Genomic DNA, 24,026 nt, shown 5'->3' with positions numbered 1-24,026 from the left:
GAAATTGTGAAATGATCTCAAAAGAAATTAATTGTTGATAACCAAAGGGCAGCCATGAGCTGGATGCTCCGAAATCGTAACATCCACATCAAACACAGCCTGTAACGTTTCGGCGGTTAACACTTCATGGGGTGTTCCCTGGGCTGCTATAGCCCCTTCTTTTAGAACCACCAGACGGTCTGAAAAACGGGCTGCCAGGTTAAGATCGTGCAGAATAACCATTACACCTACACCTTTGTCAGCCTGCCTGAGAGCCATTTTCAGAGTCAGTTGCTGATGAGCCGGGTCCAGTGCTGAAGTGGGTTCGTCCAGCAACAGGTAGCGTTTGCCAAAATCCGGCTCGTTCCAGATCTGGGCCAACACTCTGGCCATATGAACCCTCTGTCGTTCACCACCGGAAAGGGTGGTGTAGCGACGATCTCGCAGGTGCAGACCATCGACTTCTGTCAGTGCCGCCTCAACGATGGCCAGATTTTCTGTCCGGTCTGTAGCACAGGGAATGCGTCCCAGAATAACCACTTCTTCAACCGTGAAAGGAAAGCTCAGGGAGGAAGATTGGGGTAACACGCCCAGCATAAGAGCTTGTTGTTGCAGTCCCCAATCACTTCTGCCATTTAACAGTACCTTTCCCGAAGAAGGCTTTTGCTCTCCACTGGTGACTTTCATCAGAGTGCTTTTACCAGCCCCGTTAGGGCCCAGAATTGTGACTATTTCACCGGGAGCGACTGAAAGACTGACATTATCAAGCAGTATTTTGTCGCCGATCTGCACTGTGGCATTTTCAACCTTGAGACAACTCATCAGGCGATCCTTTTGCGTTGCTGCCATAGCAGGGACATGAAGAACGGAGCACCCATCAGGGCGGTGACAATACCAATGGGCAGTTCAGCGGGAGCGACAGCGGTTCTGGCGATCATATCGGCTGCCAGCAACAGGATACCCCCCAGCATGGCTGAGGCAGGTAACAGTGTTCTGTGATCAGGCCCTGCCATCAAACGAATCAGATGGGGGACGACCAGTCCGACAAAGCCAATGATACCGGCTACCGATACAGAGACACCGACGGCCATGGCAGTCACAAGAATCAATTTCAGCTTGGTTTTCTGAACATCAATGCCCAGATGTCGGGCTTCGGATTCGCCCAGCAACATGGCATTGAGAACCTGTCCGTAACGACACAGCAAGAAAATAACTGGACCTAAAAGGGTGAAACAGAGCAGGACCGAGTTCCAGTTGGCGCCACCTATGCTGCCCATTTGCCAGAAGGTCAGGCTTCTGAGGGTGGCATCATCAGCAATGTAATTCAGGATTCCCATACCTGCGCCTGCCAGTGCAGAGATGGCGACACCGGCCAGCAGCATGGTAGCGACAGAGGTGCCATTGTTGGTGGTACCCATCTTATAAACGATCCAGGTCGTAAGAACACCGCCGCCAAAAGCCAGCAGTGAAACGCTGTAATCCATAAGCAGTGGGTTGGAGAATCCTGCGAAAAGCGCCGACCCCAGAACAATACCGATACCCGCTCCAAGGGCTGCGCCGCTGGATACACCGATGATACTGGGATCAGCCAGCGGGTTTCTGAACAAGCCCTGCATGGCGGCACCGGCAATGGCCAGAGAGCCACCAATCATGATACCCATCAGTGTTCTTGGCATGCGGATGGATTCTACGATCAGACGGGTCTGGTCAGATACCTGACTGTCAGTGATGCCCAGTCGATCCAGAAAAATGTAGATAATATCCAGAGGAGCAATGGCCACCGGACCGGTCCCCACAGACAGCACAATGATAGCTGGCAGGGCCACTGCCAGTATTATCAGCAACAATGCCGATTTACGACTAGGGTTCATTGTTGTTCTCAGTGGCGGTGATCAGGATTCCGGATAAAAGGCTTTGGCCAGACTCAGTGCTGTTTCTCCGGTTCTGGGGCCCAGACCTCCCAGCAGTAATCGACCGTCTAAGGGAATAACACGGGCATTTTTCCCCGCAGGCGTCTGTTTCAAAACAGGCTGGCTCTCCAGCAACTGTTCCATGGTGAGGCCACGACCGCGATCCGAATAGATAATCACATCAGGAGCGAGGATCAACAGCGATTCATTGGATAGAGGTTTATAGCTGTTGAACTGAGCCTCTGCAGGATTAAAACCACCGGCCAGCTTGATCAGGGCATTGGCTTCGGTACCGGCACCGGAAACGGAAGGGTTTCTGCCTTCCATGGCCAGCAGGAAGAGGACTCTCGGCTTGTCATTGCCGTCAGCCATTTCTTTAGCAGCTTTCAGATCGCTGTCAATAGACTTCCAGAGGACTTCACCTTCTTTCTCTTTGTCCAACAGTTTGGCCAGTGAATGGATTCGCTCATGAATGTTTTTAGCCGAATTTTTGATGGCATAGGATTCCACTTCCAGACCCGCCATTTCTAGTTGAGTGATGGTGGTTTCTGGTCCCATGTCGTCTGTGCCTATGAGCATGTCAGGCTTCAGAGCCAGAATGCCCTCCGCCGAGAGCTGCTTGTGGTAGCCGAGCTTGGGCAGCTTGTTAACCTGCGGTGGGTAGTTACTGGTCAGATCTACAGCAACCAACTGGTCTCCAGCACCCAGGGCATAAATAATTTCAGTGATGCCATTACCGGCAGAAACAATACGTTTTTCATCAGCTGCAGGGACTTTATGTGAAGCATCGGTCACTGTTGCAATTGCGGAGTAAGAGAGCGGCAGCAGGGCTGCCACCGCCAGGGTTGCCAGAAGTTTCTTCATGGGTTTTTCTCCTCCATAAGGACTTGTGCAGCAGTGATCTCGTGCTCACTTAAAAACGTCATCAACTCAACCAGATTGCCCAGAGGTGCTTCCTGATCACCTGCAACAAGAACCGTCGTATCGGGCGCTTCCTTGATGCGGGCCAGAAGGTTCTGACTCAATACTTCAAAATTGTCGTATTTATTCTCTTCCAGTGCCCAAGGCTGACCTTTTGCCAGAATACTTACGGTCAGTGTTTCTGGCTCTTCAGTCAGAGCGGCTTCTTCACGGCTGGCTTCAGGCAGATTTACGGGCAGACTCAGGGTTTGCACGTTGGCTGTGAACAGGAGGAAAACCATGACAATAAAAACAACATCCAGCAACGGTGTCAGATCTGCTGCGGAAAAAGAGGCGTTTGTTTCGTCGCTATCGGAAATACGAATCATGCTGGAACGGCCTCAGGACAAGAGCCGGTTTCCTGATTCAGAGCAATGCCGTCGTCGTTCATTTTCAGGCCTTCCAGCAGCAGGTTGGCATGATTCAGGGCAAACTCCAGTTTGGACACATAGTGATTGGCCCAGATGCCAAAACCATGGGCGGCTGCCAGTGATGGAATGGCCACCATCAGACCAAAGGCGGTGGTGAACATCGCTTCCCAGAGGCCGCCAGCCAGCACATCAGGTGTTACCGGACCCTGTACTTCAGAAATTCCCTGGAACATACCAATAAGGCCAAGAACGGTGCCCAGCAGCCCCAGCATAGGGGCCAGAATACCAATCAGCATCAGTGGTTTCAGCCAGGCATGAAGGGTGTTTTTTTGTTTCAGGAGCCAGAGGCCTGCTACTTCTTCACGCATCTCTTTTTCGCAGTCATTGTGGCTCAACAGAATAGCGATACCCTTGCGAACGCCTTTTCCGGCAACAAGGTTTTTGCAGAGTTTGTTCTGGCTGTTATTGCAGTGGGAGCAGCCGCGAACTTCATTGAGCAGGGTCTTCATGCTTTTTTTATTGAGGCTGGGCAGCAGAATAAAAGTAATCAGCCTTTCCAGAATAAGAGCCAGACTGATGCAGGAGATAATGACCAGAGGCCAGCCCATGAGTCCCAGGGAAGAGATCTGTTCCAGTAACATCAATTAATACCTGTTTTTTATCTTCAAAATCTTTTATTTTGGGTGAGCCAGAGGCTGTTAATTCAGTTGGAAGGCCACGGGAATATGGACCCGGGAAGCCACCAGTCGGTTGTTACGCTTCTGGGGTTCGAACTCCCAGTCTTCAACGGCTGCAATGGCTGACTGGTCGAGTAGCTTGAAACCGGATGACTCCAGCACTTTTATGTTCATTGCATGGCCTTCGATATCTACCACGACCTCCAGCATTACGACGCCCTGCTGGTTTCTTCGTTGCGCAATGCGCGGGTATTTGGGGGGGACAGACTTGCGAATAGCGGGTCTGGAGACGAAAACAGGCGCATTGCTGAGGCCTTCTACTTCAGTCTTTTCTGTGGCGGTTTTGACCACCTGAGTCTCTGCGGGAGGTTCTTCCTGAGGCTCTACTTCTTTTTTGGGCGGTTCGGGTTTTTTCTCGACCACCTTTTCTGGCTCAGGTTCTTTTTTAACTTCGGGTTTTTCAGGTTGCGGCTCTGGTTCCGCTATCTTGACGACGTTTTTCTTCGGCTCTGGCTTCTTGATGGGCTTTGGTTTTTTCTCGACAGGTTTGGGGGTATCCCTGAAAGGCTCCGGCTCGGGCTGGTGAGCAGCCTGCTGCACAGATGAAAAGGTCATGCTGATGGGGGCCCTGATGCTGCCCTGAGCCACTTTAGTCTGCTCAACTTCCTGCTGACCATGGTAGATAGCCGCTGCAATATGAACGAAAATGGAAATGATCAATGTGAGTAGCAGCGTTCGAGACATAATCAGTTTACTTGTGCATTGGCGAGTGAAGATTACTGCAACTTTAAGACGTATTCAATAAATCAAATGATAATAATTCGCATTTATTTAGTGCGCTCTAATAAACGCTAAAGGATTCAAAGTCAAAGCGCTTACCCGTTTTGCAGGGCTATTATTTATCACTTGTTAATGGCTGGGGTATCAGGACATCATCCCCTTGCGTAGACAAAAGCCGAAGCATTCAAATAGACGGGTAGGTTTTCTCTGGTTGGAGCTGTGATATTTGTCCAGATAGTCCGGTGTTTTCACTGGTATCTGAGGTTGTCGCAAAACTCCAACAACTCGTTCCCATGCTCTGAGGTCGTCATTCCCGCGAAGGCGGGAATCCAGCGCCAACGGTGGATCTCTGCCTTCTCGGGGATGACAAGGCCAGGGGGACACCGGGTAGTATGGTTCTGGTGGTGAGTCAGTGTGGATTCCCGCCTTCGCGGGAATGACGAGAGCCGGGAATGACGAGAATGAAGTCGGGTATGACGGGAGTCAACTCGTTCCCTCGCTGGAGTGGCTTTGCGACACCCTCTATCTGAGGGGGGAGAAATGCCGGGCAGATGCCCGGCATAGGGGAGGTTAGAACATGTAGCGCACGTTCAGTTTGATGTTACGGCCCGGCTCGTAGAGTGTTTCCCAGGCAGAAATGTAGTACTCGTTCGTCAGGTTGTTGACGGTCAGATCGGTCTTGATGCCTTTCAGAGCGCCGGTAGTTGGCTCATAGCTTGCGTAGAGGTCGACCAGGTCATAGCTGCCGTAGGAGGATTGGCCATCGTAATCGGAACGAATATCTTCCTGAGCACTGACATAGGTGTACCGTGAACCAATTTTCAGGTCACCCTGCAGCATCAGGTAGGCAGCATCTGCAACCACTTTGTCGGCCGGTATGTTATCCAGATATTCACCCGTCTTTTTATCTTCGCCACGGGTCTGGCCGTAGGACAGGCCGAGCTGGATATCCTGGTAACGATACTGGCCGGCCAACTCAAAGCCCTTCAATTGAGCTTCATCAACATTCTTCCAGGTTGTTTTGGTTGGAACACCAAAGATGTTTGGATCATAAACGAACTGGGTAATGAAGTTATCTACATCGTTCTGGAAGACGTTGGCTGTAATGGTCAGTTCATCATCACTCAGAAGGCCAGCAAAATTCATCCGGGCTGAAATTTCCTTATTCTTCGCTTCTTCAGGTTTGAGGTTCGGGTTGGGTACGAACCTGTTGGTGCCAACTGGCGTTGCAAAGTGAGTTCCTGTAGAGAACATTTCTTCCATATTCGGTGCGCGGAAGGCTTCATTGTAACTGGCAGTCAGAGTCAGCCAATCAGTGGTGTCCCAGATCAGGGCAACAGAAGGGGAGACTGCGTTGTCAGACTGTTTCTTCTCTTCAATGTCGGAGTCAGAACGGTTGTCCTTGGCCTCAAAGCGGTCATATCGAACCCCGGTTTGCAAAGTCCATGCCTCTGCCAAAGGAACATCTGCCTGAACAAAAGCACCTGCAGTGGTGGACTCGCCATCGAGATTTTCCGGGCGATTACCTTCATTTCCGAAGTCATCACGAACTGTTTCAATGGTGTTTTTGTAGGCATCAAGACCATAGGTTAAATCTAAATGAGTCAGCTTTGATACGTTGGTAAACGCTGCACCCAATGTCTTGTATCGGGTATTATCAGTCTGCTCGTCTTCAATACGATACTCATCAAATTCAGTATCGGTGTAAAACAGCTGGAACTTGCTGTCGATCAGAGCACTGTCAGGATTAAAAAGATAAGCAACAGACAGGTTGGTGTTGGTGGACTCCTGAATAATCAATGGGGAGTCCGTATCCACAGCCGTTGTCGGATTGCTGGGAACTTTGGCATTGGTTTGAGCCTGCTGAGCCTTAAACTCAAGACGACTGTCGTCATTCAGCTGCCAGCCCAGTTTGGCCATACCACCCTGTTCGCGGGAGCCGGAGTTTTCTACGTCGTCGCCATTCCCATCGCCGCTGGTCCCTGTTTCATAGTTACCACCATCGTTGTAGTAGCCATTGAGCAACCAGTCGAAGTTGTCGTTCACACCGTAAAGCGAGCCACTGGTGCGGGATTCATTATTGTTGCTGTGGAAGCCCTGGGATAGATAGCCACCCAAAGTTTCACCGGGTTCCAGCATTTCTTCTGCGGTTTTGGTGTTTTGCACAACCACACCGCCAATAGCACCTGAACCCCACAGGTTACTGGATGGGCCCTTAACCACCTCAATAGATTTCATCAGTTCCGGGTCTGTGAAATAAGTACCACGGTGGCCGTTGGAGAAGTTTTGGCGGGCACCATCGGTGATCTGAAGAACACGAGTGCCTTCCAGACCACGAATATTGATGCTCTGGGAATTAGCGCGCGGGCCACCACTGACGGATACGTTTGGCAGAGACTTGACGGCTTGAGCCACAGACTCAGGTTGTTCCTGCTGGATCTGATACTGGTCTACGATTTCAATCGTCTGGGCGATATCGTTGATGTCTTTTTCAGATCGGGTGGCGGTGACTGTTACCTGATTGAGCAGGGTTGCATCAGTCTGAGGTGCACTCTCTGCATATACAAAACCGGAAGACACTGCCATTACAGCAATTGCCAGACTACTTTTGGTAAACGTCATTGTTGGCCTATGCGTACTGCTATTGGATGATTCTTTATAGGGATGAGTCACACAAGCGCTGTACTGTGAATACCCCGAAGCGCTCGTGATGATGGCGTCGGATGATAGGCAAAAAACAAACTAAATGCAAATCATTATCATTTGTATATAAATTTAGTCTTCGCAATTGTGATATTTCTGGTTGCTCTGAAGGTTTTTTATAGAGTTGTAGTTTCCATTCTGCCTTGCTCCCTGCTAGTTTTCGATTGGCTTATTCTGTCTTGCATATAAGTGGTAATTTATCGAATGAGCGTAAAACCCCGTACTTCTAGAGGGTGTTGCAAAACTCCAACAGCTCGTTCCCATGCTCTGAGGTCGTCATTCCCGCGAAGGCGGGAATCTAGCGCCAACGGTGGGTCTCTGCCTTCTCGGGGATGACAAGGCCAGGGGGGGCACCGGGCAGTATGGTTCTGGTGGTGAGTCACTGTGGATTCCCGCCTTCGCGGGAATGACGAGAATGAAGAGTTTTGCGACAGCCTCTTCACGGCGGGGAGGATGTCAAACTGTGCAAATCTCGCAAAGGTCTCGATATGTTTGTAACACTCATTCCGCCAGTGTTTGGTGTTGTTGTACGAGCAACATATTTCCGTCCTTCCTATCTGGTCTGGGGTAATTATCCAATACATGGTCAGCAGCAAATAAGTTTTTGTAACAGGTTTGATTGGCTGGATCGGTCCTCTGGAATTTTTATTCACGGGATTAGATTTTCAACGAGCACGGGTGATGTCTTCTGGGGGTTTGATTCATATTTCTTCCGTGAGCAGGTACTACTGGACTGGCTGGTGAATATTATTCCACTAGCGTCCTTTTCTCATGGGTTCTAAAGTTCAACGAGGCCTACTCCAAAATGATTTTCATCTGGCGAGTAGGCTCAACTAAACTTCTCGTATTACATATTGCATTACCTTTGTGGCTTATTCTTCAACTGCTCTGACAGCTGCTTAACCTGCGCCAGCAAACTACCGATCTCCCTGGTCAGGGTCTTATTCTCCCGCTTCAGCTTTGCCAGTTCAGTTTTAAGTTGGCCGACCTTATTGTTCCGGTTATCTGTACTGGCCTCCAGTCCTGCAACACTGGTTTTCAGTTCAATCAGCTCACTGGCCTGCTGCCGGCAGGACTGATCCAACACTTCCTTCTTGCCGGTAAAAAGTTATGCCATGAAGACTCTTAAATGATTTGCTTTGTTCTGACGCAGTTGTAGGAAACAGGTCTACTATTAGCAAGGTATACAGCTGACCTTGGCGTACTTGCAATGAGATCATTTTGGTATGTCAACTCGTTCATTTAGAGGGGAATTAAATGAAAAAGACACTACTGGCGCTAACTGGTGTGTTGATCATCATGGCGGGCTGTCAGGACGAGAAACCGGCGGATACAACTGCGGTTGACGTTCCTCAAGCAACAGATCTGGAAAACGCAATTGATGTAGCTCCAATTAAAGAAGAGCAGGTGACCAACACCGATACTTTTGTCGATTCTGGTCAAAACGCGCAAAATGCTCTGAATTGGAGTGGCGTTTACGAGGGTAAACTTCCTTGTGCAGATTGTGCAGGCATCGATACAACACTGACACTTAATGAAGACGGCACCTACTCGCTGGTTGAGTTGTATGAAGGCAAAGCAGGCGACCCAATCAAATCTGGAGGTAAATTCACCTGGAACAAATCGGGCAATGTCGTCACCTTGGTTGACGAGTCAGGTCCAAACCAATACTTCGTAGGTGAAAACATACTAATGAAACTGGATATGAACGGCGAGAAGGCAACGGGTGATTTAGCTTCACGCTACAATCTGAAAAAGATGCCATGATGGTGACACTTGGAAGAGGAGAGTTCGAATGAACTCTCCTCGCCAGAGCTACTGCTCGATCTTATGCTTCAGGGTGGCTTCAACCCGGCGGTTGGCGGCACGTCCTTCAGCTGTTTCATTGCTGGCAACAGGCTGATCTTCGCCGTAACCAACGGCTGTGATACTGTCGCCTGCAATACCATAATCATTGATGAGAATGTTGCGAACTGCGTCTGCACGACGCTGTGACAAGTTTCTGTTGTATTCCTCAGCACCTCTATTGTCGGTGTAACCTCCAATCTCTACAGGTACTTCAGGATAGGCTTTCAGGAACTGAACCACTTCGGCGACGTTATCAATCTCGCCGTTTACGTCGGTAGAGTTGGTGGCAAAATTGACGCTGAGCTTCATGCTGATGTCTTTTATCAGTGCGATTTTGCAGCCGTTGTCGTCGACTTTGCGACCTTCGGGTGTGTTCGGGCACTGATCCATATAATCCGGAACACCGTCTTTATCGGTGTCCAGTGCACAGCCATTGGCATCAACCGGTGCACCGGCTGGAGTATTTGGGCAGTTGTCACGACTGTCAGGTACACCGTCCTGATCGGTATCGGCTTCAACAGGTGCTGGGGCAGGTGCTGAACTTCCACCGAAGGCGTAACTGATTCCGATATTGACCAGACTGTCCCAGGTGCTGTCGTCGGTTCCGTGGATGCCTCGAACATCCCCGCGCAGTGACCAGTCCTCGTTAATGGCATAGCGGACACCAACGCCGGCGTTGGCCTGTGTTTCCTTAGAGTCACTGAGCTTGCCTTCAAATTCCCCGTGGCCCACACCCAGAATGGCAAAAGGTTGCCACTTGGCTGTCATGGGTTTGAAGTAGTAGAGAGCATCCAGGTAATATTGGTTGACGTCAGTGTCTCCAATTCTGCTGTCAGCATTGCTGTCGAGAAATCTCAGTTCTGTGGCCCAGTGATCGTTAAAGCGATATTCACCCCCAAGAGTCAGTGTGGTGGCATCGTCCAGATTGCGATCAGAATCAAAATTCTGAAGACCAATCGCAGGGTTGATATACCAGCGTCCTTCATCAGCATAAACCGAAGCGGTCAATCCGGTGGAAATTACTAAAGCCAGTAACTGTCGTTTTTTATACACGGCTACATTCCTTGGTGTCGTTGGGATGTAGGCGAAGTGTACCTATTTAATGTGCATCTGTTAAATGTCTTTATAACGTCAAGTGAGATTTCTACCCATATTCAACGACAGAGACTTGGAATTATTCTGAAGGTATTCAGCATTACGAAAAAAATATTGTCCTTCATTATGGTGTTATTGCTTGCACTGGCTGCTGTTGTAGCCCTACAGATTCAGTTACCCGCTGCTTTGTCTTCTCCCGAGCCGGGGTTAAAACTCAGCAAGGTTGAACTGGTGATTCCGGGTGAGCCGCGAACAACTCCGGTCAGTCTGGAGGTTAAGGGTCAGACCATTACCAGTGTCAGAAAGGCTGAAGTCGATAAAAATGATCCGTACGCCGGCCTGTTTGTGATGCCCGGGCTGATCGATATGCATGCCCACTGGAATCATTTGCCGCTGCCCGATCAAAATGAACTGTTTGCTTTTTTGCATCTTTATCATGGTGTGACCACGATTCGAACCATGGGAGATATGAAGCCGGGGCAATCTTCAGAGCTTCGAACCCTGATATCGAGAGGAGAACTGGCCGGTCCGGATATAGTAAGTTGCGGTCGTATGATTGATGGCCTTGATCCGGTCTGGGATTCTGCACTGGTTCTGGAAAAGCCCGAAGAAGCCGAATGGATCGTTAAAACACTGTCCGGGCGAGGAAACAGCTGTATCAAAGTATACGACCATGTGAAGCCTGATGTGCTGGAAGCACTGCGTGTCGCGGCTCATAAATACGGTATGCGGCTAGTTGGGCATGTGCCTCACGGTATGAATGCCGCAGAAGCCAGATTGGACGATGCACAGCATTTGAGGGGTTTTCCTCCTGCGGCAGAGAATCCGGACAACTACATTGAAGGTCGGATGCAATGGTTGAATATGGACGAAAAGCGCAGAAATGCATTTGTTAAAGCGCTGGTCGAGCAGGGAGGCGCTGTTACGCCAACTCTGGTGACTATCGAGCGAGTGATAGTCAGCAAACATCGTGAAACCATGTTGGCGGACAGAGCGAACGAACTTCTGCCTCATTACTATCGGGATACTCTCTGGGATTCAGAAGAGGGAATAACAGCTGCCCGATTTATGAATGAAGCGCGGATTATGGCCTTTGAGAACGTATTGAAAGAAATGCAGGCTACCGTAAAAGCGCTTTATGAAGCCGGTGTGCCTGTTCATGCCGGGACCGATACTATGGCACCGGGCGTCGTTCCCGGGGCATCGTTAATCAGGGAGATCGAGTTACTTTCCGATTCAGGTTTGGGTCCTGAGCAGGCTCTGGCAGCAGCGACAACGGTCCCGGCAAAGTTTCTGGGGCAACCCGTCAGCTTTAAACCCGGTGCAAAGGCCAGCTTTGTCATTTATCGAGAGAATCCCGGGGCAAACCTTGCTGCCCTCAATACCATCGAAGCCGTTGTGGTGAATGGACGACTCTACACCCGCGCAATGCTGGATGAGCAAATGGATAAGTATCAGAAGAGCTATGATGCTTTTATCCAAAAGCAGGTTGTTCAGCCTGCACTGAAGTTTGGGATTAACGCGATAGTCAAACAGAAACTGCAAGAGCAATAGAAAACTGCGGTCTATACTGGGTATCCGGGGTCGGCGATAAGAGACTGATCGAGAGCAGACTCAGGCCGACCTGATGTTTATCCATTCAGGGCGGAACTATGCCTTCAGATTCGAAAACCCCTTCGCTTCACTCGTGGTTACTTTGGATCGCTGTGTTACTCAAGCTGGGTCTGGGAGCCGGTTCTGTTTTTGCAAAACCTTCTGTTCAATGCACTGGAACACCAGAAAAGCTTGAAGCCGGTCAATCCATCAAGGTGATGACCTGGAATGTTCAGTTTCTGGCCGGAGGTATTTATGAACTATGGAAGCCCCCGCAGCAACGCGAAGCTCTGGCTCTTGACAAGCAATTATCTGTTTTTCAACAGGTTGCAGACCTGATTGAAGAAGAGAACCCTGATATCCTTCTGCTTCAGGAAGTTGACGTAGACCCCAGAGTCAGGATGAACCAGATCCAGTGGTTCAAAGACGCCCTGCCTGCAAGGTTTTATTGCAGCACATTCACTGCCTATAGTTTTTTGAACGAACGGGCCTCACCGAATGTCCGGAAAGAGCCGGGTGGAGTGAATCTGCTGACTTTTTCACGGTTTGCTATAGAAAGTGTCGTCAGGCATGACCTTCCTGCCTTACCTGATCAGTCTCTTTATCCTGCGACCACCCAACGGGCCCTGCTGGAGACCGAAATCAATCTGGGGGCCGAGTCACTGACGGTGATTAATACGCATCTGGATGCTTTTGCCCAAGGGCTGGATATTATGCAAAGGCAGGTAAAGCAATTGGCTGAGCGGCTGGACCAGCTGGAGGCCAGCTCCCTGTGGATTACCGGAGGGGATTTCAATTTGATTCCGCAGGGACAGTATGAGCACCTTCATGACTCCGAGCAGTTCTGGTATCAGAAAGATTCCGAGTTATCCGTACTTACCGACAGGTATCCGGTTGTTCCAACACCTCAACAGGCTTCTGGAGAGGCAAGGCAACAGTGGTTCACTAATCGAAGCCGTCAGGAGTTGGGTCTGGATCGGACGTTGGATTATCTGTTCTATTCAACAAAGCTGGATCTGGTGAAAGCCAGAGTGGTCCAAAAAGCTGAATTGCTCTCGGATCACCTGCCTTTGGTGGCAGAGTTCAGATTGCGAAAGAACTGATCTATTTTCAGGATGAACCGGACTGACCCTGAATCATCAGTCCCTTTCGTCATGGTTAGTCATTGACTCGAAAAACGCAACATCAATAGCATGAAGCCCGAGCCTCAGGAATTGCCGTTAAACAATGAGCCTACCCGCGATTCAAAAAACACATCTGGCCCTGGCCGGTTTGGCATTAGCAATTGCCTCAGTCAGGGCTGAAGAAGCTTTGCCGTCCATACAACCCACTCTGCTGGACCAGGTGACTGTGTCTGCGACCCTGACTGAACAGAATCTCGATTCAGTGGCCAGCAGCGTAGATGTCACCACGGCGGATGACATTGAAAAGAAAATGGTCAATGACATTGATGACCTGGTTCGTTACGAGCCGGGAGTTACCGTCACAAATGATGGCAGAACCGGTGCGGGCAGCTTCAATATTCGTGGGATGGATGCCAACCGGGTCAAGATTACCGTAGACGGAGTGGATCAGGCCAAAGCCTTTGATTCCACCAAAATGTTTCTGCGTTCCCAGCGAAATTTTATTGACCTCGAAACCATCAAGGCCGTTGAGGTCTTAAAAGGTCCGGCATCGACCGTCCATGGTAGCGATGCTATCGGCGGTGTTGTTGCTTTTGTCACCAAAGACCCGGCAGACTTTCTTAATCCCGAAGATGATGACGCCTACGCATCACTGAAGGGGGGATACTCTTCTGCTGACAGTGCCTTTACTGAAACGGCAACGTTTGCCAATCGCACTGATGATCTGGAAAGCCTGCTGATTTATACCCGTCGCGATGCCAAAGAAACCCGGACTCATGGTGGTGCCGATGTGAAGGGTGAGACCAGGGGAGAAGCCGACCCCAAGGATATCGGGATCAATAACGTACTGGGCAAGTTACAGTATCAATTGAACGACGATCATCGTATGGGGCTGACAGCCGAGTGGCGGGAGTTACACTCGGATACCGATTTATTGTCAATGGTCGGTGCACAACCCACTGGAAACTCTTCACCTTACAGCAAATTTGATGCAGAGGACTTAACAAAACGCCAACGCCTTGGCGTGTTCCATGAATGGGAAGCTTTCATACCGGTTTTTGATACGCTTAATTGGTCTCTGAACTGGCAGGAAACCGAGACCAATCAGATTACCTATGATGAAATGCAGGTAGAGGCCGGGGCCCCTTCGAAATGGGAAACCCAGGGAAGAAACAAGGATTACATCTACAAGGAAACCAGCTGGCAGCTGGATCTGAAGATGACCAGGTGGCTCGACTTCAAATCGTCCGATCACCTTATCAGCTATGGACTGGAGTTGGAAAGAAAAGAGCAGAATAACCTGAACAAGACCACATACGTCAAGAATCCGGCTGGCGAAGAGAATGACATTAGTCGTTATGCGCCACTGGCGACCGTTGATTCTTTGGGTATCTATCTTCAGGATGAAATAACCCTGCTGGACGATCGTCTGATCGTGACACCGGGCATTCGTTATGACAGCTTTTCACCCGAAACTGAAACGGATCAATATTACAAGAAAGCGTATAAAGACAAATCATACGACAGTTGGTCTGGAAAACTGGGCGCTGTTTATAAGTTCACAGACGTATTTTCCGGGTTTGTACAATACAGCCAGGGCTTTGGCACACCTGATTTATTTGCGATGTATTTTGAAGAGATCGTACCTGTCGGCCCAATGAACATTCATGTTATGCCTAATCCCGATCTGGAGCCCGAGAAAAGTGACTCTATTGAAGTAGGATTGAGAGCGAACGGGCGACTTGGAAGTGCAGAAATCACTGCATTTTACAATCGGTATGACGACTTTATTGAAATGGTTCCCCTTGGAACAGTTGGGAGAGATGTTCAGTACCAATATCAGAATCTGGATGACACAACCATCAAGGGTCTTGAGTTCAAGGGCCAGCTCTGGCTGGATGAGGCCATAGGGGCGCCCATTGGAACAAGTTTTAAGGCAGCGGTCGCCTGGAGTAAAGGTCAGGGTACTTTCTCCAATGATAAGGGAGAATTATTTAAAGACGATCCTTTAAACAGTATTGCTCCGCTCACCGCTGTTATTGGACTGGCCTATGATTCACCCGATGACAACTGGGGCGGGGAGGTGATGTGGACTCTGGTCGCCGCTAAAGATAAAGACGATATCTCTAATAGCGATATTGCTTCAGACGAGAGTGAAGCAGGGGGCGAACAGTTCGCAACACCCGGCTATGGGCTTGTTGATATGACCGCTTACTTCAGGCCTATTGAAGACGTGATCCTCACTGCCGGTATTTTCAATATTACTGACAAGAAATACTGGAAGTGGGATGATGTACGGGGTCTTTCCGACACCTATAAGGGCCTTAACCGTTATACCCAGCCCGGAAGGAACTTTTCTGTCAGTGTGAAGTGGGAGATATGACCGGGCTGTCGCAAAACTCTGCTTCCCACGCTTTCAGACCCTGTTGGTCTCCTTGGGAACCCATTCCTTGCCTCAACCAGAAAACTTCCTTAAAACACACCATTATCATTGCGAATGTTGCCGCCACTGATCAGTGAATAAAAGCGCATAAAATCGTCTAAGGCTTGAATGGAGTCCCAGTGTTCAACAATAGGACCATTCTCCAAACGCCAGGTATCAATAATATTCATACCCTTTTCATCGTTACCACGATCATCTTTATGCAATGTGGCGTGGGTGGGATATGGCTAAGCCAGCTCAAACTGAAAGGCGGATGTTCCATAATAGCGAGGACTGTCCGATCCGAAAGGTCATCGCCCAGATCGGGGATAAGTGGTCGTTGCTGATTCTGTTTGCCCTGGTGGATGGCCCCGATCGCTTTAATTCTCTGAAGTCGCGTATTGTAGGTATTTCCCAGCGCATGCTGACACAAACCCTGAGAGATCTGGAGCGAGAAGGATATGTGCTGAGAACTGTCTATCCGGAAGTCCCGGCACGGGTGGAATACGAGTTAACAGAAATGGGGCGCGATATCGTTAAACCTTTGTACCAGTTGGTCGCCTGGGCTAGCAAACATCATGATGATATTAAGCAGGTCAGAGAGGCTTACGATGAAAAATGCTGAAGATTGAGGTCGTCATCCTAATTCACATCAACAGGCTTGCGTTTTCGATGTATTCTTTTGTGATTCGACAGGTCTTGGGCATTTTTGCAGACCTTCCCACACGGTCGCTGCTGCCCATCCTTTCCAACCACGACCACGTCACAGGCTTTTTGCCCGCTGTGGATTTTGCTTTTGTGATCCTGCAGGGATCTCATATCGTTAAGGACTTTCCTGCATGGTTGCAGTTGGCCATCCTTCCCGAGCACGGTCAAGTTACAGGTTTGTTGCACGGAGTGAACTCTTCTTTTGTGATCCGACAGGGCTTGAGAGTTCTTAAAGGCCTTCCCGCATGGCCGCAGCTGCCCATCCTCCCCTGGCTCGGTCAAGATACAGGTTCTTTGCCCGGTGTGGACGCTGCTTTTATGAGACGACATTAATCGTTCATTCTTGAAAAGCTTTCCGCATGGCCGCAGCTGGTCATCGTCCCCGAGCACGGTAAAGTTACATGTTTTTTTTCCAGTGTGAGCCTTTCTTTTGTGATCCGACAGGGTCTGAGCATTCTTAAAGATCTTCCCGCATGGGCGCGGCTGGCCATCCTCCCCGGGCATGGTTAACTGACAGGTTTTTTGCCCGCTGTGGACGCTGCTTTTATGAACCGCCAGAGATTGAGCACTTCTGAGGATCTTCCCGCACGGCCGCGGTTGGCCATCTTTTCCAACCATGGTTATCCGACAAATTTTTTGTCCGGTGTGGTAATGGTTTTTGTGAGTCGTCAGGGCTTTAGCATTCCTGCAGACTCTGCCGCATGGCCGTGGTTGGTTATCCTTACCGATCACAGTAACTTCGCAGGTTTTTTGTTCAGTGTGGATGCCGCTTTTGTGAGACGACAGTGATCGTGCACTCTTGAAAGACTTTCTACATGGTCTCAGCTGACCATCCTTCCCGCGCACGTCCAAGTTACAGGTTTGTTGCCCGGTGTGGACGTTGCTTTTATGAACCGCCAGAGATTGAGCACTTTTGAGGATCTTCCCGCACGGCCGCGGTTGGCCATCTTTTCCGACCATGGTTACCCGACAAATTTTTTGCCCGGTGTGGTAATAGTGTTTGTGAGTCGTCAGGGCTTTAGCATTCCTGCAGACGCTCCCGCATGGCCGTGGTTGGTTATCCTTACCGATCACAGTAACTTTGCAGGTTCTTTGTTCAGTGTGGATGCTGCTTTTGTGAGACGACAGTAATAGTGCACTCTTGAAAGACTTCCTACATGGTCTCAGCTGACCATCTTTCCCGCGCACGTTCAAGTTACAGGTTTGTTGCGCGGTGTGGATGCTGCTTTTATGAACTCGCAGAGATGAAGCATTCCTCAAGGTCATCCCGCATGGGCGCTGCTGGCCATCCTCCCCGACCACGGTTGCACCACATATTTTTTGCCCGGAGTGGACATTGCTTCTGTGATTGTATAGGGCTCTGGAATTCTGACAGAGCAATCCGCATGTCCGTTGCTGCCCATCCTCACCGACTATTAATAAGTCGCAGCTTTTTTCTCCAGTATGGTATTTACTTTTGTGAGACGACAGGCCTCTGGCATTTTTATGGACTGATCCGCATTGACGAAGATGGCCATCCTCCCCGAACACTATCACGTTGCAAGTTATTTGTCTGACAGGGCAGGTTGTATCTGCTACCCCTGAAACTATTGAGTCCGGGGCGGCACCGTCGGAAGAGTTGCAACTGTAAAACTGTGTATTGGCCAAATGGGGGTATGAAATTTGTTCGGGTGTTTCTTCTGTGTTGTTTGTTGAACTTTCTTCACAAACCAACGCTCCGCTTCTGGACGTATCGGAAGATTGTCGGAATCGACAAACACCATTACAGGGATAGAGATAACAATTTAAACCCAAAGTATGCAGGTCTTGTTCAGGATCTTCGTCACTACTGCCAGAGTCAGAATGCAGGAGTCTGGTGAAATAGCCTGTAATATAAGTGGTAGCCTTTGGAATTTGCTGGCTGGATGATTTTGATGGCTGGCCTTGTTGTGGGGCATGTCCAGAGCCAGGCATCATAGTGGTGATTGCAAACGGGTGATTTTGACACGCTTCTTGTTGTTCAATCGGATTAAACAGTGGTGAGTCGGGGTTGAAATAGCTTTTTAAAAGCCAACCGACAGCGATAACTGTTTCCAGGGGTGGCCATGAACAAGGGAGTGAACCCAGAGGGGGAGGGTTGATGGTCAGAAGTAGCTCACAAGCAACCAGCAGATTCGTAGTATAAAGCCACTGCCACGAAATCGACTCAATGAGGATCGTTTTCACCCTGTAGCTGTCAGGTTTGTGTCGTTTGTCATCAGGTGATGAGTCGGGTTCTGCATAGCCCTCTGAGTCGATATGGTCTGACGGATTGCCCGACAATTCATGTCGGCCAAGCTTTATAGAAAAGTCCCTGTTTGGAAAATCTGCATTCTGCTCGAGCTCGACAACAAAATGCCTTGTCAACGGTTTAGATTGGCTGATGACTGACAATGACATCAAGAACAGTGCTGCAAAGAGTGAGTGTTTAATAATTCTATCCCTGCCTTCTGGTTTACAAAAAGGAAGGATAGATCAAGATAATAAGTGTGCTTTTGCGTCTTCCACGTGAAAAGGCTGGGCGCTTGCGCAGACCTTCCCGCTCCGTAAGATTCCAGGCTGTACTATCCTTTTCCGCCTAAGTCCGACAGAAATGGGGTGCAATAGAAGGCGCAAAGAGAGCGCAACATCCAAAGGTGGTTCTAATGGCAAAACTAACCCCAATTCAATTGAAGAGCATCAAATAACGGCTTGGTGAACAGGTATGGAGTCGCGGAGATAAAATCATGCCAGCACAACAAAAGACGAAATACATAACCGATGACGAGGGAAACCGGGTATCAGTCGTTTTGCCTGTGGATCAGTATCAGGAGCTTTTAGAAGACCTTGAAGATCTTGCGACAGTGGCAGAGCGTCGGGGCGAGGAAACCGTATCCCATGATGAGCTTATCAAGTCACTGAAGGCAGACGGCAAGCTATGAGTCGGGAAGAGCGGGAGGCGTTGTTGGGGAAGGTGGGTTAAAGACGCCTCTGCGCGGCCCGGTAAACTTTCTGGCGATCACGTTTGCCCACGGCAATGACAACAATCACAATCTCTTTGTCCCTTACTTCATAAACCAGCCGGAAGCCGGAAGAACGCAATTTTATCTTGTAACAGTTCTTCATGTCTCTGAGTCGGGCCGATTGCACTTTAGGTGATCGTCGCCGTTCATCAAGTTTTTTCCTGAACTGATCCCGAAGGCTCTGATCAAGTTGGTGCCACTCCTTCAGAGCTTCTTCCTTGAAGATCAGCTTATAAGTCATCAAGGTCTACCGGGATTTCTTTCTGGTTTTTTCGCTCCTCAACCAGTCTGGCCAGTTCGATGTCTTCCAGCTGGTCCAGTACCGCTTCCCAGATGACAGAGGGCACGCAGTAAAAGGCGGGTTCATTGCGGTTAAGAACGGCCACCGGCTGCCCCCCTCCCTTATGAATGACGGCCATGGGGTTTTTTTTGAATTCGCTGATACTGGTCGCCATATCGGCCAGTACGGGATGGACGTTGGGCATATTAAACCTCTATAGAACTCTTTTAACAGAGCTAATAATAGACCATTTAGAAGAAAAAACGCATCATATGAAAAGGACATCCAGAGATTGATAAACCAGTTCATACTTTTCACTGTGCAATACCTTGGCGGCCCCCTCTCAATGCCTGCTATTCTGACTACTCCTACGACAAATGATAACGGTACGCAGTATGTCACTGGAACATCGTGTAGAGAGACTTGAATCCCATTTTGAATCGCTGGATAAGGCTGTACCCCGCTTCGTCCAGATTACCGGGGAAACACAGAAGATTGTGCTGGAAAACCAGCGAGAGAACCGGCTCATGTTCGCTCAGGTAGAAAAACGTTTTGATCAGCAAGACCACAAGATCGAGGCTTACCAGTCTGAGAACCGCGAACGTTTTGACAATATAGAAGAAACTCTCGGCATGATTGTAAACCACTTTCAGAAATAACCACGCCACCTAACGAACTCACTTGACGGCACAGCTACGCTACCCGTCAGCACTACGGGTTATACGTATACTTAGTCATACTCTCCACCAGATCATCAGTAGAACCGTTAATATCAACATTCGGCATGATACTTTGTGGCTTCCAGATAATTCGGTTGTGATAAACACTCACACCAACACCGTCCATCTGTTCAGCAAAGTATGTGACATTATCGGACAAACCTAAGAAGTGCTTTTTAAATTCATTGGGACCCGTCTTACAGGTGACCTCCAGCTGCCTGTTGCTGTCTTTGATTGCACACTTGCCCTCAAGCGACAGCATATAGTCGCCTGTAATGCCATTGTAAAAAACAACTCTACGATCAATTTCAAATTGATCCGCTGCTTTCGATAGATTCCTGGATGCGAGTTGGGCATCACGATCACAGCCAGACAGCATTAGAGCCAGTAAGACTGATGTAGAAAAAAATAGCTTTTTCATTTTCTTCTTCCCTCTCATTTTCTATAGTTCACATGTCCCCGCAATGCTTGGTTGTGCAGAGCCTTTAGTGTGCTTTTGCGATGCCCTCTTTTCGGCGGGGAGGATGTCAACTGGGGCGACGGTCACTGCTTTTAAGGGCTCTATAGATTTACCTGCCTCCTCACCATTTAATACCGTTACAGTCCGACACAAAGTAGGCGCATTAGTAGGCGCAATATACAAGACACAAAAAAGCCCGTAGTGCTTACTAGCGCTACGGGCTTTTTTGTATATGGTGGGCCTTCCGGGACTCGAACCCAGGACCTGCCGATTATGAGTCGGATGCTCTAACCAACTGAGCTAAAGGCCCCATTTTTGACACCAACCCCGTAATCTTTCCTGTTGATAGCGCATAACGCACAGGACTTCAGGGCGTGGTTCTTAGTGGAGGTGAATTATAAGCATATCAGGGCGCTCTCGCCAACCCTCTGATTTTAATAAAGCTTTTAGTAATCAAAAAAGGTTCTTTAACAGGTCTTGAAGTGTATGAGAAGCATCGTTGGTGCCTGCTTTTTTGTCAGCGCCTGCTGTGTCTTGTCGAAATATAAAGCCATGCCTCTGTTGGATGGAAGTCCGGCAGGTCATGCTGGATTGTGGCAGGGGCATTTGCCCGCCGTATCAGCGAAGTGCAGCAATTTTGCGATAGCCGCGTATTGGGTGAGGGTTTCTGGCGTTTTGCCAAGCGGTCATTCACATAAGTACTCAACCATACGAAATCATATTTTCTGACTCATTGTTCAGGCACTCGCGGCAACTGCTCCTGCGTTGCTCTAGCTCCTGCATCCATGCAGTCGCGCTGCGTTGCAACTCTGGTCACACAGCTTGCTATGTTCCCGTCGTTGCGCCTTGCAGAGCACCTGCCCAATAAGCCAGAAATATTCGATTCCGTATGGCTGAGTACTTAGCGCGATGACTGCGTCTTTAATACCCGCCCTGAATAGAGGATAATGAACAGGATTCAGATTGGAGCAATGAGGAATCTATGGCTCTGGAAAAGATAAAAGAGCGTGTGTCTTCAGTAACTGAGGGCCTCACTGGCACCCTCAGTGATGGTATACCTGGAGCCAAAACGATTGCCGTTGCTGTTGGTGTCCTGATAGTTGGCCTGACTTCTCTGGGTATTTACTGGAGTATTGAGCCGGATCGTTTTTCAGTAAAAGCCAATACCGAGCAGATGGCACAGGCCAACGGCCAGGAAGTTGTGGTGGGTTACACGACCACGGCTACGCTTTATCGTATTGCTGACACGCTGCTGAGCAAATCCGGTGGTTATATTCGAAATGATATCGGTCCTCCCGGTGTGTTTATGGACAATATGCCAAGTTGGGAGCTGGGTGTGTTGGTTCAGGTGCGTGATATGGCGCGTTCTCTTCGTAAAGATATGAGTCGTTCCCAGTCCCAGTCTCAGGAAGATCGCGATCTGGCCATTGCAGAGCCTCAGTTTAACTTTGATTCCAGGAGTTGGATTCTTCCTTCCAGTGAAAAAGAATACCAGCGTGGTATCGATAAACTGGGCAATTATATGCGTCGACTGCCCGATAAGCAGGATCCCGCCCAGTTCTATGCCCGTGCCGATAACCTGACCCGCTGGCTGACCGATGTTGAAACCCGTCTGGGCAGCCTCTCTCAAAGGCTAAGCGCCAGTGTCGGCAAACCGCGTATTAATACTGACCTGGCAGGGGATGCGGAAGCTTCCCAGTCCACAGAGGCAGAGACGCTGGTGGAAGTGAAAACACCCTGGACCAAAATCGATGATGTTTTCTACGAAGCCCGTGGTTCTTCCTGGGCGCTGATTCATCTGATGAAGGCGATAGAGGTCGACTTTGCTGATGTACTGGAAAAAAAGAACGCTACGATCAGCCTGAAGCAAATTATTCGGGAACTGGAAGCCACTCAGGAAACAGTCTGGAGTCCATTCATTCTCAATGGCAGCGGATTTGGCATTCTGGCCAACCACTCACTGGTCATGGCCAATTATATCTCTCGCGCCAATGCCGGCATTATCGATCTGCGCCGACTGCTTGAGCAGGGGTAGATGCAGTAAATAGTTAGGGTGCTATATTTAACCCTTTATTATTTGGAGGCTGTGTATGAGGGAACATTCATGGCTTTCTCTCTCAGAAAGTGAGATAGATAAAGAATATAATACTTTAAAAAACGAAGTAGTTGTTTCAACTGGTCTTCAGGATTTGTTATCGATCAGATCAAAAAGTGACCTGTTGAGAGTCATCAAGCTTCTTCAAAAAATATCACTTCATCAAGAAAATGATGCTTAATTCAGATCAAGCAAACATAGACAGGCTTTTTTGATATTGAATAATCAAAAAGGAATTTTTGATGAAGAGTTAGGAATAAAGAAGAAGCATTATATAGATGCTGTTGCAGCAAAAGAGTGGAAGAAAGAATATCAGGCGATTTTTCATCCAGATAAAAATACTAATGACAAAACAATTGATTATGATGAGGTGATGCAAAAAATAAACAAGATTTACAACAGGATGTCAGGCAAGGCATGAGTGGCGGGTTGCCTTCTGTTGTATATCACTAGCTCAACAGTTTAACTGAAAACGGTGAGCTAAATAGTATCGTTGATACCACTATCCATCGTTTAGGACCATGGATCGTTTGCTGCCATTGCTGCAGAATTGCCGGAATGAATGCATTATCTGGGGTGAACGAGGTGTGCCTAACTCACAGCTCATCAAGCGGAATGAATATCTGAAAGGGCTTGTACCCTGACTTCGGGACTATATGCTGTGCGTGAAATTGATCAAGCCGCGGACAAAGGCTGGTTGACAGGAAATTGAGGTGAAGAATGAGCAGCAAACTGGTTTATTCGACTGATATGGGTCGCATCAGGGAAGAAAAGGTTGTTAAGGAAGAGGCGGGTGACGGCAACGTCCGTGTCCGCCCTGAAAAGAAAGGTCGTGGTGGTAAAGTGGTCACAGTGATCAGTGGCTTGCCTCTTGCGGGTAATGACCTCAAGGCTTATGCCAAAACATTGAAAAAGCGCTGCGGCGGTGGTGGTTCTGTAAAAGACGGCAATATCGAGCTACAGGGAGATCATGTGGATGTCATGGTCGATGTGCTCAAGAAAGCTGGCTACGATGCCAAGCGATCCGGCGGTTAACTTCAACAAAAACTTCACGGGAAAAAACGCTCTTTTTTTTTTTGAAAGCGCTTTTTTTTTTGGAGAATTAAAAATTAATCCTCTCAATCTGTTTATTTTGTATACACTGGGTAGATGTTTTCTTTGAGATATAGACTCAGTCTTCAGGCTTTTTGTTGTACATGTGTACTAAGTTCATGCAGTGCTCCGGGGAGATGTGACGAATAAGGAAGTTTTTGTAAGGAAATTTTTCATCCCGGATGGATGA

Annotated in this window: 28 protein-coding genes and 1 tRNA gene; 11 read left to right on the top strand and 18 right to left on the bottom strand. The window is 48.9% G+C overall.

Annotation, left to right across the window (positions count from 1 at the left end):
• Positions 1–27: 27 nt before the first annotated feature.
• The 11 genes from P6910_RS24575 to P6910_RS24525 form a co-directional block, all read right to left on the bottom strand.
• Positions 28–801: a heme ABC transporter ATP-binding protein gene (locus P6910_RS24575; protein WP_317143863.1), complete on the bottom strand. Its 774-nt coding sequence runs from the start codon at positions 799–801 to the stop codon at positions 28–30.
• Positions 801–1,850 (bottom strand): FecCD family ABC transporter permease, encoded by a 1,050-nt coding sequence (locus P6910_RS24570; RefSeq protein WP_317143862.1) that lies wholly within the window; start codon positions 1,848–1,850, stop codon positions 801–803. The genes P6910_RS24575 and P6910_RS24570 overlap by 1 nt, the downstream gene beginning before the upstream one ends.
• A gap of 21 nt (positions 1,851–1,871) precedes the next feature.
• Positions 1,872–2,753, bottom strand: coding sequence for a hemin ABC transporter substrate-binding protein (locus tag P6910_RS24565; RefSeq protein WP_317143861.1), 882 nt, complete (start codon positions 2,751–2,753; stop codon positions 1,872–1,874).
• Positions 2,750–3,178 carry a biopolymer transporter ExbD gene (locus P6910_RS24560; RefSeq protein ID WP_317143860.1) on the bottom strand — a complete coding sequence of 143 codons (429 nt, stop codon included), beginning with the start codon at positions 3,176–3,178 and terminating at the stop codon, positions 2,750–2,752. Before P6910_RS24560 ends, P6910_RS24565 begins: the two co-directional genes overlap by 4 nt.
• Positions 3,175–3,861 carry a MotA/TolQ/ExbB proton channel family protein gene (locus P6910_RS24555; protein ID WP_317143859.1) on the bottom strand — a complete coding sequence of 229 codons (687 nt, stop codon included), beginning with the start codon at positions 3,859–3,861 and terminating at the stop codon, positions 3,175–3,177. The genes P6910_RS24560 and P6910_RS24555 overlap by 4 nt, the downstream gene beginning before the upstream one ends.
• A 57-nt stretch (positions 3,862–3,918) precedes the next feature.
• Complete coding sequence (locus P6910_RS24550; protein ID WP_317143858.1) at positions 3,919–4,641, bottom strand: energy transducer TonB; 723 nt, start codon at positions 4,639–4,641, stop codon at positions 3,919–3,921.
• A gap of 180 nt (positions 4,642–4,821) precedes the next feature.
• Entirely contained in the window at positions 4,822–5,061 is a 240-nt protein-coding gene (locus P6910_RS24545; RefSeq protein ID WP_317143857.1) for a hypothetical protein, read from the bottom strand.
• A gap of 25 nt (positions 5,062–5,086) precedes the next feature.
• Complete coding sequence (locus P6910_RS24540; protein WP_317143856.1) at positions 5,087–5,239, bottom strand: hypothetical protein; 153 nt, start codon at positions 5,237–5,239, stop codon at positions 5,087–5,089.
• An 8-nt stretch (positions 5,240–5,247) separates the two neighbouring features.
• Positions 5,248–7,299 carry a TonB-dependent hemoglobin/transferrin/lactoferrin family receptor gene (locus P6910_RS24535; protein ID WP_317143855.1) on the bottom strand — a complete coding sequence of 684 codons (2,052 nt, stop codon included), beginning with the start codon at positions 7,297–7,299 and terminating at the stop codon, positions 5,248–5,250.
• A 278-nt stretch (positions 7,300–7,577) separates the two neighbouring features.
• Positions 7,578–7,763, bottom strand: coding sequence for a hypothetical protein (locus P6910_RS24530; protein ID WP_317143854.1), 186 nt, complete (start codon positions 7,761–7,763; stop codon positions 7,578–7,580).
• 476 nt (positions 7,764–8,239) lie between these two features.
• Positions 8,240–8,464, bottom strand: coding sequence for a hypothetical protein (locus P6910_RS24525; RefSeq protein WP_317143853.1), 225 nt, complete (start codon positions 8,462–8,464; stop codon positions 8,240–8,242).
• Positions 8,465–8,637: 173 nt separating this feature from the next.
• Between P6910_RS24525 and P6910_RS24520 the strand changes: the two genes are divergently transcribed.
• A complete protein-coding gene (locus P6910_RS24520; RefSeq protein WP_317143852.1) occupies positions 8,638–9,147 on the top strand; it encodes a copper resistance protein NlpE in 510 nt (169 codons plus the stop codon).
• Between the two features lie 48 nt (positions 9,148–9,195).
• Here P6910_RS24520 and P6910_RS24515 read toward each other — a convergent pair whose 3' ends face one another.
• Positions 9,196–10,281: an OmpA family protein gene (locus P6910_RS24515; protein WP_317143851.1), complete on the bottom strand. Its 1,086-nt coding sequence runs from the start codon at positions 10,279–10,281 to the stop codon at positions 9,196–9,198.
• Positions 10,282–10,317: 36 nt separating this feature from the next.
• Between P6910_RS24515 and P6910_RS24510 the strand changes: the two genes are divergently transcribed.
• The 3 genes from P6910_RS24510 (at position 10,318) to P6910_RS24500 (ending at position 15,423) form a co-directional block, all read left to right on the top strand.
• Positions 10,318–11,877, top strand: a complete 1,560-nt coding sequence (locus tag P6910_RS24510; protein WP_317143850.1) for an amidohydrolase family protein — start codon at positions 10,318–10,320, stop codon at positions 11,875–11,877.
• A 98-nt stretch (positions 11,878–11,975) separates the two neighbouring features.
• Positions 11,976–13,019 (top strand): endonuclease/exonuclease/phosphatase family protein, encoded by a 1,044-nt coding sequence (locus tag P6910_RS24505; protein ID WP_317143849.1) that lies wholly within the window; start codon positions 11,976–11,978, stop codon positions 13,017–13,019.
• Positions 13,020–13,143: 124 nt separating this feature from the next.
• Complete coding sequence (locus P6910_RS24500) at positions 13,144–15,423, top strand: TonB-dependent hemoglobin/transferrin/lactoferrin family receptor (RefSeq protein ID WP_317143848.1); 2,280 nt, start codon at positions 13,144–13,146, stop codon at positions 15,421–15,423.
• 89 nt (positions 15,424–15,512) lie between these two features.
• Here the strand turns inward: P6910_RS24500 and P6910_RS24495 are convergent, their stop codons facing one another.
• Positions 15,513–15,653 (bottom strand): hypothetical protein, encoded by a 141-nt coding sequence (locus P6910_RS24495; RefSeq protein WP_317143847.1) that lies wholly within the window; start codon positions 15,651–15,653, stop codon positions 15,513–15,515.
• A gap of 53 nt (positions 15,654–15,706) precedes the next feature.
• Here P6910_RS24495 and P6910_RS24490 point away from each other — a divergent pair, with 53 nt between their 5' ends.
• Positions 15,707–16,087 (top strand): helix-turn-helix domain-containing protein, encoded by a 381-nt coding sequence (locus tag P6910_RS24490; protein WP_317143846.1) that lies wholly within the window; start codon positions 15,707–15,709, stop codon positions 16,085–16,087.
• A gap of 17 nt (positions 16,088–16,104) precedes the next feature.
• Here P6910_RS24490 and P6910_RS24485 read toward each other — a convergent pair whose 3' ends face one another.
• Positions 16,105–18,588, bottom strand: coding sequence for a hypothetical protein (locus P6910_RS24485; protein ID WP_317143845.1), 2,484 nt, complete (start codon positions 18,586–18,588; stop codon positions 16,105–16,107).
• Between the two features lie 326 nt (positions 18,589–18,914).
• On the opposite strand from P6910_RS24485, the gene P6910_RS24480 reads away from it, so the two are divergent.
• Positions 18,915–19,109: a hypothetical protein gene (locus tag P6910_RS24480; RefSeq protein WP_317143844.1), complete on the top strand. Its 195-nt coding sequence runs from the start codon at positions 18,915–18,917 to the stop codon at positions 19,107–19,109.
• Positions 19,110–19,146: 37 nt separating this feature from the next.
• Here the strand turns inward: P6910_RS24480 and P6910_RS24475 are convergent, their stop codons facing one another.
• Both P6910_RS24475 and P6910_RS24470 read right to left on the bottom strand, forming a co-directional pair.
• On the bottom strand, positions 19,147–19,431 hold the full coding sequence (locus tag P6910_RS24475; RefSeq protein WP_317143843.1) for a type II toxin-antitoxin system RelE/ParE family toxin: 285 nt from the start codon (positions 19,429–19,431) through the stop codon (positions 19,147–19,149).
• Positions 19,421–19,675: an antitoxin gene (locus P6910_RS24470; protein ID WP_317143842.1), complete on the bottom strand. Its 255-nt coding sequence runs from the start codon at positions 19,673–19,675 to the stop codon at positions 19,421–19,423. Before P6910_RS24470 ends, P6910_RS24475 begins: the two co-directional genes overlap by 11 nt.
• Positions 19,676–19,865: 190 nt before the next feature.
• Here P6910_RS24470 and P6910_RS24465 point away from each other — a divergent pair, with 190 nt between their 5' ends.
• Positions 19,866–20,129 carry a hypothetical protein gene (locus P6910_RS24465; RefSeq protein ID WP_317143841.1) on the top strand — a complete coding sequence of 88 codons (264 nt, stop codon included), beginning with the start codon at positions 19,866–19,868 and terminating at the stop codon, positions 20,127–20,129.
• 52 nt (positions 20,130–20,181) lie between these two features.
• On the opposite strand, the gene P6910_RS24460 is transcribed toward P6910_RS24465, so the two are convergent.
• Entirely contained in the window at positions 20,182–20,610 is a 429-nt protein-coding gene (locus P6910_RS24460; RefSeq protein ID WP_317143840.1) for a hypothetical protein, read from the bottom strand.
• A gap of 272 nt (positions 20,611–20,882) precedes the next feature.
• Positions 20,883–20,959: transfer RNA gene (locus P6910_RS24455), tRNA-Ile, on the bottom strand.
• 672 nt (positions 20,960–21,631) lie between these two features.
• Here P6910_RS24455 and P6910_RS24450 point away from each other — a divergent pair.
• From P6910_RS24450 to yciH, 4 genes are all read left to right on the top strand, one after another.
• A complete protein-coding gene (locus P6910_RS24450; RefSeq protein WP_317143839.1) occupies positions 21,632–22,684 on the top strand; it encodes a DUF2333 family protein in 1,053 nt (350 codons plus the stop codon).
• A gap of 55 nt (positions 22,685–22,739) precedes the next feature.
• On the top strand, positions 22,740–22,925 hold the full coding sequence (locus tag P6910_RS24445; protein WP_317143838.1) for a hypothetical protein: 186 nt from the start codon (positions 22,740–22,742) through the stop codon (positions 22,923–22,925).
• 36 nt (positions 22,926–22,961) lie between these two features.
• Complete coding sequence (locus P6910_RS24440; protein WP_317143837.1) at positions 22,962–23,165, top strand: hypothetical protein; 204 nt, start codon at positions 22,962–22,964, stop codon at positions 23,163–23,165.
• Between the two features lie 299 nt (positions 23,166–23,464).
• Positions 23,465–23,779, top strand: a complete 315-nt coding sequence (gene yciH, locus P6910_RS24435) for a stress response translation initiation inhibitor YciH (protein WP_317143836.1) — start codon at positions 23,465–23,467, stop codon at positions 23,777–23,779.
• Positions 23,780–24,026: the final 247 nt, after the last annotated feature.

This window comes from Endozoicomonas sp. 8E, from assembly GCF_032883915.1.
Lineage (GTDB): Bacteria > Pseudomonadota > Gammaproteobacteria > Pseudomonadales > Endozoicomonadaceae > Endozoicomonas_A.
The sequence above is the reverse complement of the archived record's forward strand: the minus strand, read 5'-3'. Positions and strand labels throughout refer to the sequence as shown.